Annotated in this window: 16 protein-coding genes; 7 read left to right on the top strand and 9 right to left on the bottom strand. The window is 64.4% G+C overall.

Going from position 1 to position 16,173, the window contains the following annotated elements:
- Positions 1-50 precede the first annotated feature (50 nt).
- From CDQ92_RS20735 to CDQ92_RS03605, 4 genes are all read left to right on the top strand, one after another.
- On the top strand, positions 51-173 hold the full coding sequence (locus CDQ92_RS20735; RefSeq protein ID WP_144035679.1) for a benenodin family lasso peptide: 123 nt from the start codon (positions 51-53) through the stop codon (positions 171-173).
- Positions 174-250: 77 nt separating this feature from the next.
- A complete protein-coding gene (locus CDQ92_RS21785; RefSeq protein ID WP_268239143.1) occupies positions 251-373 on the top strand; it encodes a hypothetical protein in 123 nt (40 codons plus the stop codon).
- A 51-nt stretch (positions 374-424) separates the two neighbouring features.
- Complete coding sequence (locus CDQ92_RS03610) at positions 425-1,075, top strand: lasso peptide biosynthesis B2 protein (RefSeq protein WP_144035678.1); 651 nt, start codon at positions 425-427, stop codon at positions 1,073-1,075.
- Positions 1,072-2,763, top strand: coding sequence for an asparagine synthase-related protein (locus CDQ92_RS03605; protein WP_088440001.1), 1,692 nt, complete (start codon positions 1,072-1,074; stop codon positions 2,761-2,763). The genes CDQ92_RS03610 and CDQ92_RS03605 overlap by 4 nt, the downstream gene beginning before the upstream one ends.
- Here CDQ92_RS03605 and CDQ92_RS03600 read toward each other — a convergent pair.
- The 5 genes from CDQ92_RS03600 to CDQ92_RS03580 form a co-directional block, all read right to left on the bottom strand.
- Positions 2,670-4,643: an Atxe2 family lasso peptide isopeptidase gene (locus tag CDQ92_RS03600; RefSeq protein WP_088440000.1), complete on the bottom strand. Its 1,974-nt coding sequence runs from the start codon at positions 4,641-4,643 to the stop codon at positions 2,670-2,672. The two genes, CDQ92_RS03605 and CDQ92_RS03600, sit on opposite strands and share 94 nt — an antisense overlap.
- Entirely contained in the window at positions 4,637-7,570 is a 2,934-nt protein-coding gene (locus CDQ92_RS03595; protein ID WP_088439999.1) for a TonB-dependent receptor, read from the bottom strand. The genes CDQ92_RS03600 and CDQ92_RS03595 overlap by 7 nt, the downstream gene beginning before the upstream one ends.
- 71 nt (positions 7,571-7,641) lie before the next feature.
- Positions 7,642-8,592, bottom strand: a complete 951-nt coding sequence (locus tag CDQ92_RS03590; RefSeq protein ID WP_088439998.1) for a FecR family protein — start codon at positions 8,590-8,592, stop codon at positions 7,642-7,644.
- Positions 8,589-9,170 (bottom strand): RNA polymerase sigma factor, encoded by a 582-nt coding sequence (locus tag CDQ92_RS03585; RefSeq protein WP_158213757.1) that lies wholly within the window; start codon positions 9,168-9,170, stop codon positions 8,589-8,591. Before CDQ92_RS03585 ends, CDQ92_RS03590 begins: the two co-directional genes overlap by 4 nt.
- A gap of 404 nt (positions 9,171-9,574) precedes the next feature.
- The gene (locus tag CDQ92_RS03580; RefSeq protein WP_088439996.1) at positions 9,575-10,354 is read right to left on the bottom strand and encodes a transglutaminase-like domain-containing protein; all 780 of its coding nucleotides are present in this window, start codon (positions 10,352-10,354) and stop codon (positions 9,575-9,577) included.
- 109 nt (positions 10,355-10,463) lie between these two features.
- Here CDQ92_RS03580 and CDQ92_RS03575 point away from each other — a divergent pair, with 109 nt between their 5' ends.
- A complete protein-coding gene (locus tag CDQ92_RS03575; protein WP_229667225.1) occupies positions 10,464-11,747 on the top strand; it encodes a TCR/Tet family MFS transporter in 1,284 nt (427 codons plus the stop codon).
- On the opposite strand, the gene CDQ92_RS03570 is transcribed toward CDQ92_RS03575, so the two are convergent.
- Positions 11,720-12,481: a competence/damage-inducible protein A gene (locus CDQ92_RS03570; RefSeq protein ID WP_088439995.1), complete on the bottom strand. Its 762-nt coding sequence runs from the start codon at positions 12,479-12,481 to the stop codon at positions 11,720-11,722. The genes CDQ92_RS03575 and CDQ92_RS03570 overlap by 28 nt on opposite strands.
- 104 nt (positions 12,482-12,585) lie before the next feature.
- Between CDQ92_RS03570 and CDQ92_RS03565 the strand changes: the two genes are divergently transcribed.
- Positions 12,586-13,221 (top strand): glutathione S-transferase family protein, encoded by a 636-nt coding sequence (locus CDQ92_RS03565; RefSeq protein WP_088439994.1) that lies wholly within the window; start codon positions 12,586-12,588, stop codon positions 13,219-13,221.
- Here the strand turns inward: CDQ92_RS03565 and CDQ92_RS03560 are convergent.
- Both CDQ92_RS03560 and CDQ92_RS03555 read right to left on the bottom strand, forming a co-directional pair.
- Positions 13,218-14,114: a DUF2785 domain-containing protein gene (locus CDQ92_RS03560; protein WP_088439993.1), complete on the bottom strand. Its 897-nt coding sequence runs from the start codon at positions 14,112-14,114 to the stop codon at positions 13,218-13,220. The two genes, CDQ92_RS03565 and CDQ92_RS03560, sit on opposite strands and share 4 nt — an antisense overlap.
- An 80-nt stretch (positions 14,115-14,194) precedes the next feature.
- Positions 14,195-14,926 (bottom strand): Bax inhibitor-1/YccA family protein, encoded by a 732-nt coding sequence (locus tag CDQ92_RS03555; protein ID WP_088439992.1) that lies wholly within the window; start codon positions 14,924-14,926, stop codon positions 14,195-14,197.
- 139 nt (positions 14,927-15,065) lie between these two features.
- On the opposite strand from CDQ92_RS03555, the gene thpR reads away from it, so the two are divergent.
- Entirely contained in the window at positions 15,066-15,677 is a 612-nt protein-coding gene (gene thpR, locus CDQ92_RS03550; RefSeq protein WP_088439991.1) for an RNA 2',3'-cyclic phosphodiesterase, read from the top strand.
- Here thpR and CDQ92_RS03545 read toward each other — a convergent pair.
- Entirely contained in the window at positions 15,590-16,072 is a 483-nt protein-coding gene (locus tag CDQ92_RS03545; RefSeq protein ID WP_088439990.1) for a low molecular weight protein-tyrosine-phosphatase, read from the bottom strand. The genes thpR and CDQ92_RS03545 overlap by 88 nt on opposite strands.
- Positions 16,073-16,173 lie beyond the last annotated feature (101 nt).

Genomic DNA, 16,173 nt, shown 5'->3' with positions numbered 1-16,173 from the left:
GTAAGATCGTCGGTGCCGCAATTCCGCGGCAAATCTGAAAGGAAACGATCATGGATCGTGAAACCAACGACCTCGTCGAACTCGGCAGCGTCAGCCGCGACACCGCCGGCCAGAAGGGCCTGCCCTTCGAACTGGGCGGCCTCCAGAACATTCCCGGCCTGAGCCAGGAATGATTGATGGCACCGGGAGCCGTCTCTCGCCGGCTCCCGGCACCTTCTCCAACCGTCGTGCAAACCGAAAGGAAGCGATCATGGAACGCGAAGCAGAAAATCTTGTCGAACTCGGGAATGTCACGGACGATACTGCCGGCGATTCGGGTGTCGTCTTCGAAATGGGCGGCCGGATGCATGTTCCCGGTCTCGCGCAGGACTGAGCAAGCGCGCGGGAGCCGCGCTGCGTGCGGCTCCCGTTGCGGGCGCTGAACATGAACTGGATGCTCGCACCTGGGGTTGGCTATTGCGAAGCGGGCGGGGAGCTTGTCTTTCTCGACCTTGCACGCGATCGATACTTTGCGCTCCGGGGTGCAGAGCGCGCGTCGTTCGAGCGTCTACGCTCCGGAGAGTTCAACGACAGCGATGCCATGACCCGGCTCGTTCGCACCGGCCTCCTTGTCCGCTCCGATGGCGTCGGCGGGCTCGAACCGGCGAGCGCGATCGTGCCGGCGCCGGACTTGTCTTCGGCCGACGACGGTTTCAGTCTGACGGCGGGAATAGTGGCGGCTCGCGCGCTCTATTGGGCTCGGCGTGCGATGCGCCCCTCTCGAATCGCCGGAACAGTTGCCGAATTGGCCACGGCCAAGCGAAAGATCCGCTCTGTTGGCCGGGAGGGTGAAATGCTTGCGATCGCCGCGGGCTATGCCGCAAGCCGCTGGGTCGTCCCCATATCGCCACGCTGCCTCGTCGATGCGCTAGCGCTCGACCATGTGCTGCTGAAACGCGGTCATGCCGCAACCCTTGTCTTCGGTGTCCGCACGCAGCCATTCGCGGCGCACAGCTGGCTTCAGACACCGGAGGCCGTTCTCACCGGTACAGCGGCGGAGGCACGCAATTTTACACCCATCTTGGTGGTCGGATGAAGCGCGGCGTCCTCGCGATGTTGGGCGATGCACGCGTCGCCATTGCCGAAGCCGCGACGCGGAATAGGCTACTGCCCGTAACGAAATTTCCTGGCCTTTCGCTCTTTGTCGGCGAGGCCGTCCGTACCGAGCTCCTCGCCGACGGGTCGATCATTGTTGGAGACATATTCCCGCGCGCCGGCGAAACCTGCCTGGCGTCCAGCGATGGCTGGGGCAACTATCTCGCGTTCGGGCGTTTGGGCGACATTCTGTTCGCCGAGCGTGCGCCGCTCACCGGCGCCGCGCTGTACTGGGGACGGCTTGGAGGTGGGATAATCTGCGCGTCGCATCTCGCCCTGGTCGAGGAACTGCCCTTCGATGCATCAATCGACTGGGAGTTTGTCGCGCATGGCTTGGCATACAGGAATTTGAGGACCCAGCGGACTGGGATCGCCGGTATTACCGAATTGCTGCCGGGCTCCCGCCTCAAAGTGGACGGTGCGCGGGCTCAAGTCGAACAAATCTGGTCGCCCTGGGATCACGTTGGCCGGGCCAATTCTCTGCCGATGGCCGAAGTGGCGTCCGCGCTGGAACAGCAGCTGGTGGCAAGTGTTGCAGCCTGGACTCTGGGCAGGGGGGATATCGTTCTCGAACTTTCAGGCGGGCTCGATTCATCGATCGTCGCCGCAGCGCTCGCGGCGGCCGGGGCCCGTTGCTCGGCAATCACTTTTGCAACGCCTGGTGCCGATGGCGATGAGCGGCTTTATGCCCGCGCCGTGGCTGCTCGGTGCGATATCGAATTGCTTGAGATCGAGCACGATGACCACACGATCGACCTGGTGGGCCCGCCCACTAATCGTCATTTCCGACCCGGTGCCTATGCCGTTCTAGGCGGCATCGACCGGGCGTTCGACAGGGCGGTCGGCGACCGGGAGATTTCGATTTTCGGAGGAATCGGCGGAGACAATGTCTTTGCCTTCGACAATTCGGTAGCGCCGATCCTCGAAGCCGCGGACCATTTCGGATATTGTCGCCAGACCTTCCGTACAATGCGCGACGTGGCCCGCGCCGCCAATGCCTCGCTTTGGGATGCCATGCGGCTCACCTACCGCGCGCGGCGGAAAGGCCCGCGCCGGCAGTGGGAACAGGACCGGACCTTCCTCGCCGAAGGCGCCGTTCCCGATCGTCCCTTTGCGCATCCGTGGGATGAGGGCGCGCGGGGCGCATCACAGGCGAAACGCAATCATGTAGAGGCAATCCGGCGCATCCTCGATTTTCTTGATCGCCCAGAGCGCTGGCACGATCGCGATGTGGTCGCGCCGTTACTTTCCCAACCCGTCGTCGAAATTTGCCTCGCGATTCCGAGCTGGACCTGGGTTGCCGGCGGGCGCGATCGCTCCGTCGCGCGCGCGGCCTTCGCACCAAGGCTGCCGCCCGAAGTTGCATGGCGACGCGGAAAGGGCCGTATCGAGTCACTCTGCATCGCAGCTTATCTGCGCCAACGCCCGGCGCTCCGCGAACTCCTGCTCGGCGGACGTCTAGCGGCGCGCGGGCTGCTCGATCGCGTGGCGATCGATGGCTTTTTCAAGCGCGACAATCTCGATGGAAATTTCGACTATTTCCGCTTGCTCGAAATAGCCGATGCGGAGCGCTGGGTGCGGTCGGTCGAGGCTGCGCCGGGCTGCGGACCGAGCCGCGACCAGCGTTGATACTGCGTGGCTTTCGCGGGATCGGGATCGATCGCGCCGGTCAGCCAATAGCGGAACCAGTCGAGATTGCGCTCGAAGGCGGCCCATTTCTGCCGCGGCTCGACCTTGATGTGCGGCGCGAAGGGAAAGATATGCATCTCGCCCATACGCGCCAACGCAAGCTTGCTCTGCAGTTCGACTGCTTGTCGCGCCTCATGCTCGGGGAGCTGCATCAGCACAGGCGCATGAATTTGGTCGATGTTGAGAGCTGCCGACATCCCACCCCATGCCCGAGCATCTTGGTCCGGCGGTCCAAGTTTCCAATGGCCGCGCAGATTCCGGGTAAACATCTCGCGCCCGGGCCGAGCATTGAACCAATAATAGGCAGGTTCCATCTGCACCGAGGCGATCGACACCGCCTTCAGCAAGTCGCTGTGGCGCGCAGTCCACATCGTCACTTCGCTGCCAAAGCTGAGACCACCCATGCCGACCCTGGCAGGATCGATATCTCCCCGACCCGCAAGCACGTCGATTGCGGCCCGTACCGTCTCGAGGCCGAGAGCATAGCGATCGCGGGCCGATTTGCCGCCTTGCACCGTGTTGATGCAGAGCGCCGCGATCCCATTAGCGGCCAGCGCACGGAGCGGCCATTCGTCGCCGAGCCCGCCGCGGAGCCAGCCCGGACATCGATAATAGGTGACGAAGAGCGGCAGCCGTCCGGGGATCTTCGGGCGGATCAATACGCCCGACGCACGGCTGCCGCCCACCTGCCATGCGATCACCTCGGCAAGGAGCCCATCGCGGTCAGGATCGGAATTAGGGAAATCGACGATCTTCTTGGCGCCATCGAACGCAATCCGCACAAGCCGGGGCGGCAAATCGGCCGCGGCCTCCACGCAGTAAAGTGCGGTAAGTGCCGCCGCACAGGGGCTGGACTCGTCGCGGCCGCCGGAGAGGAGGCCGCTCGATATAGCAAGCGGCGCGAGCGTCACGGCTTCGCGCGACCAGATGAGCAATTTCTGGCGGAAGGCTTTATCGCGCAAGGTGATGGCGACCCGCCCGTCGGGCAGGCGCAATTGCGTGACTAGTCGCCATGCGAGGTCGGAGCATCCCCCCGCCGCTGTACAGGCGTCGGCGCTGCCAAGGAGCGCTTCCAGGGCGGGCGGCACCGCATCTTCGGCAGGCTCGACGAGAAGTTTCTGTTCATCGGCGGAGGCGATGCTTTCCGTCCCGTTGTGCAGATCGCGCCGGATGATCATGCGCGGCTTATCGGCCAGCAGTTGCACGCGCTCGAACCAGTTGCCCGAGAAGCGCTGGGTTGCCGCGCGGCCGCTGATCAGCGCGCCGCGGAAGAGCGGTTGGGCGAGGTCGGTCTTCCCATCGACCAAAATGCCCCTTTCCCGTTCATATTCCTCGGCGCGCGCGATCGCATCTCGCGCCGGCCCCTCGCTGAAGATAAGGGCGCCGTACGGCGCGACGGCGAAACTTTCGATATCTCCGTCGCGCTCGACAAGCCGCGTGAAGCCCGAGCCTTCGGTATCGCTGTGCCACAGCGCGATGCGGCCATCGACGAGCGCGCGGACGATCAGGGCTTTGCTGTCCGGCGTCCACCTAGCCTCTCCCGGCAACACCACGCCGACGTCGTTCCACATCGCCGTGCCGAGCCGCCCGAGCGCGTGCGGCGGCGAGCTGCCGTCACTGGCGACGACGTACCAGTCGACATCAATGCGGTTCGTGGCGACCGACGGACGCTCGATCCTGTAAGCGACCCATTGCCCGTCGGGCGAGGCTGTCAGGCCCGAGAAATCGGCAGTCTCGGTAATTCCGCGCGGGTTCGTCTGGCTGGCCGCGGGCAATGCCGCGGCCAGCAGAGCGATTGCCAGAGCGGCGCGCGCTACCATCGCACGGTCGCCTGGAGCGAGATCATGCGCCCGAGCGGGTTCGCCTTCTCGGGGTCGTAACCGAGAGCCGAGGTATTGCTGCGATTCGTCAGATAGGGCGGATCGCGATCGAACAGATTGATGACGCTGAGCGCGAGGTTGAGGCCACGCTCGCCCGCTTCGTCGCCGATACGCTGCGAGATGGTGAGATCGACCGTCGTCCATGACGACACTTGTTCGACCGGCGTCACCACCTGATTGTCGTAGCCGTCGATATAGTTGACGAAGGCGTTGGCCGAGAAGCCGCCTGAAGACCAGCCGAGTCGCCCGCGCAGTCGCCACTTCGCCGGATTGCCATAAGTGCCGACAACATCGGTTGCGGGCGCACCGGGGGTCAGCTGCCGGTCGATCGAGAAGATATGGCTGCCGGCAATGCCGAGGTCGAGGACGCCTCCCGCGAATGCGGGCGCATAGCCGATTTCGAAGTCGAGTCCGCGCTGGCGGACCGCCGACAGGTTGCGAATGCGTCCGTCGAGGATCGCGACGATATCGGTCGGCGCCAGCCCGAACGGGTTGCTGAAGGTCGGCGCGTCAAAATAGCCCTGGAGGAGTTCCAGCGACGGATTGTCGATGATCACTCCGCCAAATATTTCGCGATTGGTGAGGAATCGCGTGAAATCTTCGCTCGCGGTGCCGATGCGGTTCTTATAGTCGACGGCATAATAGGTGAGCGACGCCTTGAATCCCGGCAGCGATGGTGGGGCAAGATCGAAGCCGGCGGTCCAGGTCGTCGCTTCCTCGGGACCGATGTTCGGCGCGTAGCCGAACAGGGCGAGCACGTTCGATGTCCCGGTAGGCGAGGCGGGGTCGGCGGCCTGGAACGTCGTATAGAGCGAAACCGCAGGCCCGATCAGCTCGTCGAATGCAGGAGCCCGGAAGGAGGTGCCATAGGAGCCGCGCAGCGCGATGCCGTCCGCAGGCTCCCATCGCACGCCAAGCTTGGGATTCGTCGTGCGGCCGAACTGACTATAGTCTTCGATGCGGCCGGCGAGCGAAAGTTCGAGTTTGCGGAAGCCCGGCATTCCATTGTCCGCGCCGAAGATCGGCACGAGCAACTCGGCATAGGCCGATTTGACATGGCGCGGACCCGGGAGCCCGGCGAGAGGCTCGGTTAGCGGGGCGACAAAGCTGATGTCGTTCTTGGTGACATATTGATATCGCTCGCGGCGGTATTCGGCGCCGATTGCCAGCCGGACCTCGCCGCCGGGAAGGCGGAACAGCGGCCCGTCACCGCGCAGTGCCGCCGACCAGCTCTCAAAATCATCGAGCGTCGAATAGCTCCCCCTTATGTTCGCGATCGTTGCGGGATTGTTCGCGCTGCCGTCGCCGAAGATATTGAAGGCGGTCGCCGGATTGGTGTCAGCGAGCGCGGCGCGCAGCCGTGCGCGGTTTGTCGCGTTGAGCGTCTCGGCCTTGCCCTTCTGCCGGCCATAGACCCCGCCGAGCTGGACGCGCCACGCACCCAACGCCTGTTCGAGCCCCGCGTTGGCGGTGATGGCGCGCACACGTCCGACGTCGAGCTGCGGTCCGAGGTCGTTCACGAAACTGTAGGCGACTTCGACCGGTTCATTGGTGCCGATCGGATCGACATAGAAGGGATTGGATACCGGCACGCTCGCGGCTTGCAGGAAATCGCCGATCCCGACCTTGCGGTAACGGCGCTCGGCGGCGAGGGCGCTGGCGCGGAATGTCAGACTGTCGGTGATCTTAAAATCACCGGCGGCATAGAGGCTGTGCGTGCGCTGGCGCGGCAGGAGCTCGCTCTCGGCGCGCGCGTCGCGAAGATTGCGGACGTCGGGAAGCAAGTCGGTAGCATCGAGATCGCTACCATCCTGACCCATAGGGATTGCGAAGACCAGCCCATTGGCTGCGGCAATCGTTCCCGGCACGGCAAATCCCGATCGGAAGTCCGGACCTCCGAAAGAACGAAGATCCTCGCGGGCGAAATCGCGCTTGCCTGCGGCAAGGGCGCCACGCTGCGAAAATTGATATGCCAGCGTGACATGGACACCCTTCCAGCTTTTGCCGAGGAGCTGGCCGAACTGAATCTCAGTCATATCTCCGTCGGCGGTTCCCGCACGGAGGATAATTTCAGCGCCTTCGAAGCGGTTGCGGAGCCGGACATTGACCACACCACCAACGGCATCGGCGCCATAGATTGCCGAGGCTCCGTCGGTCAGCACCTCGATCCGCTCCACCGCGCTCATCGGGATCAGCGAGATGTCGGCAAAGACCCCGCCGATGCCACCTAGCGCGGGGCGGGCGCCGTCGATGAGGACGAGCGTCGACGAAGCGCCGAGTCCGCGCAGGTTGATGCTGCTACCATAGGTTGCATCGCTGCCGGCGCCGTTGCGTGTTGTCGCGCCGAGGGTCGTCTCGGTTGGACCGCCCCCGAAGTTTTGGGGCAGAGACTGGAGCAATTGCTGAACCGTGCCGTAGCCGCTCTTCTCGATCGCCTCCCGGTCGATCGTCACGACCGGCGAACCAGTCGGCCCCGCTCCCCGGATGCGCGAGCCGGTCACGACGATCGCACCATCCGCGCCGTTTTCAGTCGACCCCTTGTCGGCCGCAGCGCGGTTTCCCGCGCGAAGCACGAGCGCGCCGTCGACAAGTTCTGTCAGTAGCCCCGATCCTGCCAGTAGTCGCGAAAGGGCCCTATCCGATGACATTCGTCCGCGCAGCGAGATCGAACGCCGCCCCTTGACCAGATCGGTCGCGAAGACGATCTGGCGCCCCGAAACTTCCGAATATTCTCTAAGCGCGTCGCCGAGCGGCTGTGCCGCAATGTCATAATCGCGCTGCTCGGTCTGCGCCTGCGCGGCGATCGGACAAAGTGCACCAACAGCGCACCCCATGGCCAGAAAAGCGGCCAGAAAATTCTTGTTCATCCCATCCTCCCAGCGGCCTGCATGGCCGTCTGAGGGGGCAAGACGGATTGGGTCGAAGAACTCCTAGTAGGCTATTTCGGCATCAGGACATAGCCGCCCGCCTGCTCTTTCACATCGAGGTCGAGCGCGGCCGCGAGCTGGCGCGCGAGCGATCGCGCGTCCGAAACATCGAAGCGACCGCTGACCAGCCGCCCGGCGATGGCCGTGTCGGCGGTCCCGATCTTGGCGCTGTTGACCCGATTGGCACGGTCGATGACGGCACCGAGCGGTAGCCCTTCGGCGAGGAGAAGGTTCGGCTCTTCGGACTTGTCGGCAGGATCGTCCACGGAGGCGGTCTCGCCGGCCGGCCTGGTCTCGATGAGCATGGGCGCGTCCTTCTCGATCGCCGCGCGCTGGCCGGGACGGAGGCGGAGCGGGGCGTCGGGCGTCGCGGTGGCGCGCACCTCTACCGACCCCTGGACAAGATGGACGACCGGCCGCCGCCCCGTCAGATCGACCTCGAAGATTGTCCCGAGAGCGGTGGTTTCGCTTCCCGCGGCTTCCACACGGAACGGCCGCGCGCTGTCATGGGCGACGGTGAACCGGGCCCGGCCGCCGACAAGCAACACGCGCCGTTCGCCCGGCGCGAACTTTGCTTCGACGCGGGCGCCGTCCATCAGGGCTACCTGTGTGCCGTCTTCGAGTACGACCTCGCCGGTCGCATTGACCGCGACGATCGGATCGGTGCCGCCATTGCCGAGCAGCACCCAGGCAAAGGCGAGCGAGATCGCGAGGACCAGCGCGGCGGCAAGCGCCCAGTGTGCGCGGGACGGGGGTGTGGCCTTTGATGGCACTTGGCGGTGCGCGGCGAGATGTTCTTCCGCCACGCCGCCAATGATGAGCCAATCTTCTTTGGCGGTTGCATAGGCCTCGGCATTTTCGGGATCCGAATGCCAGGCAGCGAACTCTGCCCGGTCCGCCTCGGCGCCGGGCGTGCGCATGCGCGCAAACCAATGCGCGGCCTCGGTGTCGCGGTCGCTCACTTAGAGTCGGCCCGCGCCTTGCGGATTGCAATCATCGCTTGCGCGATATGCCATTCAACGCCCTTCACGCTAATTCCTTTCGCTATCGCGATTTCTTCATAGCTCAGGCCATCGAACCGATGCATCACGAATATGGAACCAGTTTGCGGCTTTAGTTTCTCGATCGCCTCGCCGACCCGCCGCATCGTGTCGCGCGCCTCGAGCGCTGCATGGGGGTCAGGGCCAGCGATATCCTCATCCTCGAAACTGTGATGCAGCGAAGTCTGGCGCGCATTGTCTGCGCGCGCGTGGTCGGTGAGCAGGTTGCGGGCGGTGCTGACGAGATAGGCTCCGGGCTTTTCTATCAGTGCCAGCTTTCCGCCCTTCGCCATGGCAAGGCGGCGAAAGCATTCCTGGACGAGATCGCCGAGATCCTGCTTCGGCGCGCGCCGGCGCAGATAGCGTGCGAGCGCAGGCTGATGCGCATTGTAGATCGCTTCCATGCTGGCCGCCTGACCAAAGCCCGTCCAGTCGGACGGCGGCACGGGGTCGCTGCTGCTCAGGGCGTGCGCGCGGTTCTGTTCGTCATCGAAATCCATGTCCATCGCCTTCCGGTCGGACCGGAAGACGAGATGCCGGGAGGTAAGAACATACTCGGAAAAATATGCGCCGCCGCCTTTAGCCCGAAAGCCTGGACATACGCGTCGGCCACCCGGCAACGGATGGGAATATCATAAAGGCCCGAGCAGAATTCTTACGTTCCGGCACCGCGCGCCTTCTGGCCCGGTGCCCGACCAGCATAGCTGGCCGTAGCGTCAGGGCAAGCCCGCGCCGCGCAATTGGGTTCAGAATGAAACTTTTTGGCTGGCGAACTCGATTTGACGCCTCGAACTCGATTTGCCACGACAATCCTTGTCTTTGCCGGCCTGCTCGGCCGGTCCGCGAAAGTCCGGCCAGCCTGCAAAGCGGATCTGACGGCGCGGCTTTGCCGCGCCAGACCATCTTACGCTACCGCCTCCACCGTCACCCGCTGGTTCAACATCTCGATCTCGCCGTACGCTGTGAGGAAGCTGATATCGGCGGCGTCGCGACCCACGGCAATCTTCGCCATCTCGCCCGCTTTCGCCATCCCGGTCGCATCGACCAGATGCCAGGCGCCGCCGAGGAACACTTCGGCCACCGCATGGAAATCCTGCGGTTCAACGCCAAGCGCATAGACGCTGACGATGCGCGCCGGGATCGCCGCGGCGCGCGCCAGGCTGACCATCACATGCGCATAGTCGCGGCACACACCCTGCCGTTCGACAAAGCTGTCGAGGGCACCCGTTTCGGCATCGCTCGACCCCGACACATAGGTGAAATGTGTCTCGATCCAGTCGCGCATCCGGCCGATCTTGGCGCCGCCCTCGACATCGCCGAACTCGTCCTGGACGAAGTGGATGAATTTGTTCGCCGGGCAATATCGCGATTCATTGAGATACTGGACCGTCTCGCCGGGCAATCGGTGCATCGGCACCTTGTCCAGCGTCCGGTAATCGGTGAGGTCGCGCTGGATTTCGACCGTCGTGCGATAGCGCACGTTCAGTTCGCCGCCGCGGCGCAGCCAGATGCGGTCGCCGATCATGTCCTGCGCCGCAACGCGCGCAAAATACTCACAATTGCCGACGTCGAGCACGGCGTTGACGATCAGCTGTTCGGGGATCGCCGCCGCTTCGATATGCAGCATCAGGTCGACCGGATCGCCGAGGCGATAGTCGAGCGCGGCGGTGATTGCGAGTTTCATCGGCTGGTAACGCTCCAAAGCGGGATCGGTGCCGCTAGGGCGATAAAAACCGCGGCACAATCGAAAAACACTGGCGAAAAGCATTGACGCGATTCGACGCCGCCGCGCTATGGGCCGCCAACCCTTTTCGCTGGGATATTTTGTGACCGCATCGCGTACCATTCCCTTTATTGTCGCGACGATCTTTATCGATGCGGTCGGGTTTGGCATCATCATGCCGGTGCTGCCGCAGCTCGTGATGGAGGTTGGTCGCATCGACCTGCCGCACGCGATCGAGGTCGGGGCGTGGATCGGGCTGGTGATGGCCGTCGCGACCTTCCTGGCGTCGCCGGTGCTCGGCAATCTGTCCGACCGCTTCGGGCGGCGGCGGGTGCTGCTGCTGTCGCTCGCGGGGCTGACCATCGACTATGCGCTGCTCACCGTCGTCGGCACGCTGCCATGGCTGTTCGTCGCGCGCGCACTGTCGGGGGTGTTCGGCGGCAGCTATGCGGCGGCGCAAGCGGCGATCGCCGACATCACCAAGCCTGAAGAACGCGCGCGCAATTTCGGCTTCGTCGGCGCGGCCTTCGGGATCGGTTTTGTTGCCGGACCCGCGATCGGCGGCTTCCTCGGCGAGATCGGCCCGCGCGCGCCGTTCGTCGCCGCAGCGGTCCTTGCCGCCGCCAACATGCTCTATGGCCTGTTCATTTTCCCCGAAACGCTGGCGCCCGAACGCCGTCGCCCCTTCAGCTGGCGGCGTGCGAATCCGCTCGGCGCGCTGCAGACGATGCGCGGCCTGCCCGGCATGGGCGGGGTCGCAAGCGTGCTGACGCTGTGGCAGATCGCCAGCCTCGTCTATCCGATGACGTGGAGTTTCTATTGCATCGCTCAGCTCGGCTGGACCCCGGGGATGATCGGCGCCAGCTTGGCGGCGGTCGGGGTGATGATCGCGCTGGGGCAGACCTTTGTCGTCGGGCCCATGGTCGCGCGCTTTGGCGAACGCGACGCGGCGACGATCGGGATAGCTATCGCGGTCGCCAATTATGTCGGCTTTGCGTTTGTCACATCGACCTGGGGCGCCTTCCTGCTGCTCCTGCCGATCGCCTTGCAGGCGCCCGTGCAGCCATCACTGAACGCGCTGATGTCGCGGCGGGCCACCGCCGAGACGCAGGGCGAGGTGCAGGGAATATCGGCGATGGCAATGGGGCTGGGCCAGCTCGTGGCGCCGATCGTGCTAACCGGCACCATGGCCTATTTTACCGCGGCCAAGGCGCCGGTGCATTTTCCGGGCGCCGCGTTCATTGTGTCGGCGCTGTTCGGCCTGCTCGCGATCCTTATGCTGCGCCGCCTGCCACGGGTGACACGGACCAGCGACGACGCGCCCGATCAGATGCCACCGTCGGTTACCGCATAGCCTGCGGCTTCAAGTCCCGCCGTGAGCATTGCGACGCAGGCGGCGACGGCAGCGGCCGACGTCGACCGGATCACAAAATTGGCGCCGACCTTGCCGTCGCGAAAAAAGGGGTAGCTGCCGATCACGACGCCCGGATGGTCCTTTTCGCCTTGGCGCAGCAAGTCGGCGACCTCGCTTTCGGGTGACCAGGCGCCGATCGTGTGGGCGATCAGCGGCGCACCACCTTCGAGCTGACCAGTCAGCGCGTCGAGCATGCCCGCCGTGATGTGCGGCACCCCGGCCATCACGAACAGATTGCCGATGCGGATCCCCGGCGCGCCCGACATGCGGTTGGGGATCAGCTCTGCACCGTCGGGGGTGCGCGCCATGCGTAGCCGCGCTTCGGTCAGTTCGATCCCGCGCCCGCTGTAATAGCGTTCGAGGATCGCGCGTGCTTCAGGATGGACGATCACGCCGACACCCAGCGCCTTCGCCACCGCATCGACGGTGATGTCATCGTGGGTCGGGCCGATGCCGCCGGTGGTGAACACATAGTCGTAGCGCGCGCGCACCGCGTTCAGTGCATCGACGATCTCGTCCTCGATATCGGGGACAACGCGCACTTCGCGCAGGCGGATACCCTGGACATCGAGCCAAGTCGCGATCTGGGCGATATTCTTGTCCTGGGTGCGGCCCGAGAGAATCTCGTCGCCGATCACCAGCACGGCGGCTGTCCAGATGCGTTCGTCGCTCATCGCTTTGCCTTAGCCGGACGCCGTGACAAAACAAGTCCGGTGGACCTGCATCTTTGTTCTTGTTATGTTCATATTCGACTCGCAATGCACAAGGGAGAGCCGCGATGGCCGACGCACTGATTTTCTATACCAACCCGATGTCGCGCGGCCAGATTGTCCGCTGGATGCTCGAAGAGGTCGGCGCGCCCTATGAGCCGCGCATCCTCGATTATGGCACAACGATGAAGGACCCAGCCTATCTGGTGGTCAATCCGATGGGCAAGGTTCCGGCAATCGTCCACGACGGCAAGGTCGTGACCGAATGCGCGGCGATCTGCGCCTACCTGGCCGATGCCTTCCCCGATGCCGGGTTGGCTCCCGCCCCCGCCGATCGCGCCGATTATTACCGCTGGCTGTTCTTCACCGCGGGGCCGGTCGAACAGGCGATCACCGCCAAGCATTTTGGTATCGAACCCGATACCGACCAGCAGCGATCGGCGGGCTTCGGCTCGCTACCTGCCGCGCTCGACGCGCTTGAGACTGCGGTCGCGGGCAAGGCGTTCGTCGCGGGCGACTGCTTCAGTGCCGCCGATGTCTATGTCGGCAGCCAGGTCGACTGGGGACTGCAGTTCGGTACGATCGCGTCGCGTCCGGCGTTTGAAGCCTATGTCGCGCCGCTGCGCGAACGGGCGGCGTACAAGCGGGCCAAGGAGATCGACAATGCCCTGATTGCCGAGATGCAGGCGGCAAATCCTGCCTAAGGCAGTGCCTTGAGCAATCCGGCGGCGAGCGGCGCAAGCCGCCGGACCTGCGGATCCTGCGATTCGCTCGCTGCGACATAGACTGCATCGCCGAATGCGCTGCTGTTGTGGATCGCCGCCAGCCCTTCGGCGCTGGCGTAGGGTGCTTTCCAGCGCGGTACTTCGCCCGGATGCAGCGACTGAAACCATGCCGCCCACCCCGCATCGTCGATGTCAGTGCGTTTTGCGAGGAACAATAGCGGCCGCGCGAGCCGCCGTGCCTCGCCATGGACATAGGCGTGCGACCCCGCTGGCGCGACCTGCGCCGCGATCGCGCCCAGCAACAGGTCGGCATCAGCGCGCGTCAGCCGCGGGTTGAGCGACAGCTGCATCAACAGGTCGGCGCCATGCGCGACGCCATGCCGCCAGCCCTCCCCCGCGATGAAACCGCGATAATCGGTCACACCGCGCAGGTAGGTCGTCCCGGTTTCGGCGAGCGCGTGAAGTTCGGCCTCGGTCAGAAAGGGTTCAACCCGGTCGGCGCGGGCGACTTCGGACAGCGCCAACGCCGCAAAGGGGCGGTGAAAACCGACCTCGTCGTCGGATGCCGCAAGGATTGCGGTCAGCCGCGCGGCCGCATGACGCAGCCCGTCCGGCTTCAGATGCTTGCCGCGCAACCCCTGCGTCCATAGCCCAAAGGCAAAATCGTCACGAACCGCCGAATCGGGGTCTCCCAGACATGCGATCAGCGCGTCGATTGCGGCTTTGTCAGCGTCGGCAAAATAGCGACCGGCAAAGGCTTTGAGATCGCCATCGGTGCGCCGCTCGACCGCGCAGCTCGCGCTTTCCTGTGCCGCCACGGGCATCGCCACCAGTATCGCCGCCGCAACAACCGCGCTCCATATGGCTTTCATCGCCGCCCCCTCCCCCTCAGAAAGAAAGAGCCCGGCGAATCGCTTCGCCGGGCTCCTTTGTTTCGCGTCTGTCCGTCCGTTTATTCGCGGCTGCCCAGGATATTGAGCAGGAAGGTGAACATGTTGACGAAGTCGAGGTAGAGCGTCAGCGCGCCCATCACCACCGACTTGCCGACAAAGTCGGTCCCGCGGACATAGAAATACATGCTCTTGATCTTCTGTGTGTCATAGGCGGTGAGGCCTGCAAAGATCAGCACGCCGATGACGCTGATTGCCATCGCCATCGCGCCCGACTGGAACACGAAGGTGTTGAGCAGCATCGCGACGATCAGGCCGACAACGCCCATGATCAGGAAGGTGCCGAAGCCCGACAGATCCTTCTTGGTCGTGTAGCCATAGAGGCTAAGCCCAAGAAACGCCGCCGCGGTCGCGAAGAAGGTCTGCGCGATCGAGGTGCTGGTAAAGGCCAGGAAGATCGTCGACATCGACAGGCCCATCACCGCGGCATAGACCCAGAACAGGACTTGCGCGGCGGCCGTCGACAGCTTGTTGATACCAAAGCTGAGCACCAGCACGAACGCCAGCGGCGCCAACATCACCACCCACATCAGGGGCGTGCCGACCATCGAAGCGGTAAAGCCCGACTGAAACGCCAGCATCGCGACGATGCCGGTCAGCAGCACGCCCGAGCCCATATAATTGTAAACCGACAGCATGTACGACCGCAGGCCGGCATCGACGGCCTGGTCCATTGCATTCGCGCCGGCCCCAAAACCGGAAGCCGCCATATTGGGGTCGTTCCAATTCGCCATTGTCATTACTCCATCACCGGCCAGCCCATACCGACCGTAGAGGGCAATATCGTGATTTTTCTGTCCGCTTTCAAGCGAAACCGGAAATCGCGCAACTTTGGGTGGTTACTCGGTGGCAAATGCTTATGTTCGCCGTGCCATGTCGAGCCATCGCCTGTTCGTCGCGCTGCGGCCACCGCAACCGATCCGGGCGCTGTTGCGCGCCGCGATGCACGGTATTTCGGCGGCGCGGTGGCAGGATGACGACCAGCTCCACCTGACGCTGCGCTTCATCGGCGAAGTCGATCGGCACCGTGCCGAAGATATTGCCGCTGCATTGGGGGCGCTCCACGCTCCCGCGATCAGCGCGCGGATCGCGGGGGTCGGGCTATTCGACCGCAGGGACACCCCGCATACGGTGTGGGCAGGGGTCGAGCCCCTGGCGCCGCTCGCGGCGCTGAAGCGCAAGGTCGATCAATCGCTCGCGCGCGTCGGAGTTGAGAGCGAAACGCGCGCCTTTGTGCCGCATATCACGCTGGCGCGGCTGAACCGATCGGCGGGGCCGGTCGCACCCTTCCTGACGCTGCACAGCGATCTGGCGAGCGCATCCTTCGCCTTCGATCACGTCATCCTGTACGAAAGCGAGATGGGGCATGGCGGCTCGCGCTATCATCCGGTCTCACGCTATCCGCTCGACCTTTCGGCGACGAGCGCCGCGGCGACCGCACTGACATCGGCCCAGGTTTCGGCAAAGCCGTCGTCGGCGCCATAATAGGGATCGGTCACGCTCTCACCGCGGCGGCCCGGCACCAGGTCGAGCATCAGTCGCAGGCGCGCCGTCGCGTCGGACGGTGCGAGCGCGCGCGCTTCGCGCAGATTGTTCGCATCGGCGGCGAGGATCAGGTCGAAGCGGTAAAAATCTTCGGCGGCCAATTGCCGGCCGCGCAGGTCCGAAATGTCCGTGCCGCGGCGCCGCGCTTCGGCCTGCGCGCGGCGGTCGGGCGGTCGGCCGACATGCCAGTCGCCGGTCCCCGCAGAATCGAGCGTGGCTGAGATTCCCGCATTGGCGAAAGCGACGCGTGCCGCCGCTTCGGCGAGTGGCGAGCGACAGATGTTGCCGAGGCAAAGGAACAGGATCGCGGGGCCATCAGGTCTGTATGCGCGCATCCTGGTCCTTTCGCGGTAAAGTTGAACCGACTTTCAACTTGCGCCATTTTCCGGCTCTGCTAGCCATGCGTCATAACAGATAGTGGGTCAGGGAGAGGGTT

The organism is Sphingopyxis bauzanensis (genome assembly GCF_002205675.1).
Taxonomy (GTDB): Bacteria; Pseudomonadota; Alphaproteobacteria; order Sphingomonadales; family Sphingomonadaceae; genus Sphingopyxis; species Sphingopyxis bauzanensis.
This window is presented reverse-complemented; position numbering and strand designations above follow the sequence as displayed.

What these genes read in the sequence shown, in the direction of transcription:
- CDQ92_RS20735 (WP_144035679.1), top strand. Translation starts at nt 51, where the DNA reads ATGGATCGTGAAACCAACGACCTCGTCGAACTCGGCAGCGTCAGCCGC.
- CDQ92_RS21785 (WP_268239143.1), top strand. Translation starts at nt 251, where the DNA reads ATGGAACGCGAAGCAGAAAATCTTGTCGAACTCGGGAATGTCACGGAC.
- CDQ92_RS03610 (WP_144035678.1), top strand. Translation starts at nt 425, where the DNA reads ATGAACTGGATGCTCGCACCTGGGGTTGGCTATTGCGAAGCGGGCGGG.
- CDQ92_RS03605 (WP_088440001.1), top strand. Translation starts at nt 1,072, where the DNA reads ATGAAGCGCGGCGTCCTCGCGATGTTGGGCGATGCACGCGTCGCCATT.
- CDQ92_RS03600 (WP_088440000.1), bottom strand. Translation starts at nt 4,643, where the DNA reads ATGGTAGCGCGCGCCGCTCTGGCAATCGCTCTGCTGGCCGCGGCATTG.
- CDQ92_RS03595 (WP_088439999.1), bottom strand. Translation starts at nt 7,570, where the DNA reads ATGAACAAGAATTTTCTGGCCGCTTTTCTGGCCATGGGGTGCGCTGTT.
- CDQ92_RS03585 (WP_158213757.1), bottom strand. Translation starts at nt 9,170, where the DNA reads ATGGATTTCGATGACGAACAGAACCGCGCGCACGCCCTGAGCAGCAGC.
- CDQ92_RS03580 (WP_088439996.1), bottom strand. Translation starts at nt 10,354, where the DNA reads ATGAAACTCGCAATCACCGCCGCGCTCGACTATCGCCTCGGCGATCCG.
- CDQ92_RS03575 (WP_229667225.1), top strand. Translation starts at nt 10,464, where the DNA reads ATGGGCCGCCAACCCTTTTCGCTGGGATATTTTGTGACCGCATCGCGT.
- CDQ92_RS03570 (WP_088439995.1), bottom strand. Translation starts at nt 12,481, where the DNA reads ATGAGCGACGAACGCATCTGGACAGCCGCCGTGCTGGTGATCGGCGAC.
- CDQ92_RS03565 (WP_088439994.1), top strand. Translation starts at nt 12,586, where the DNA reads ATGGCCGACGCACTGATTTTCTATACCAACCCGATGTCGCGCGGCCAG.
- CDQ92_RS03560 (WP_088439993.1), bottom strand. Translation starts at nt 14,114, where the DNA reads ATGAAAGCCATATGGAGCGCGGTTGTTGCGGCGGCGATACTGGTGGCG.
- CDQ92_RS03555 (WP_088439992.1), bottom strand. Translation starts at nt 14,926, where the DNA reads ATGGCGAATTGGAACGACCCCAATATGGCGGCTTCCGGTTTTGGGGCC.
- thpR (WP_088439991.1), top strand. Translation starts at nt 15,066, where the DNA reads ATGTCGAGCCATCGCCTGTTCGTCGCGCTGCGGCCACCGCAACCGATC.
- CDQ92_RS03545 (WP_088439990.1), bottom strand. Translation starts at nt 16,072, where the DNA reads ATGCGCGCATACAGACCTGATGGCCCCGCGATCCTGTTCCTTTGCCTC.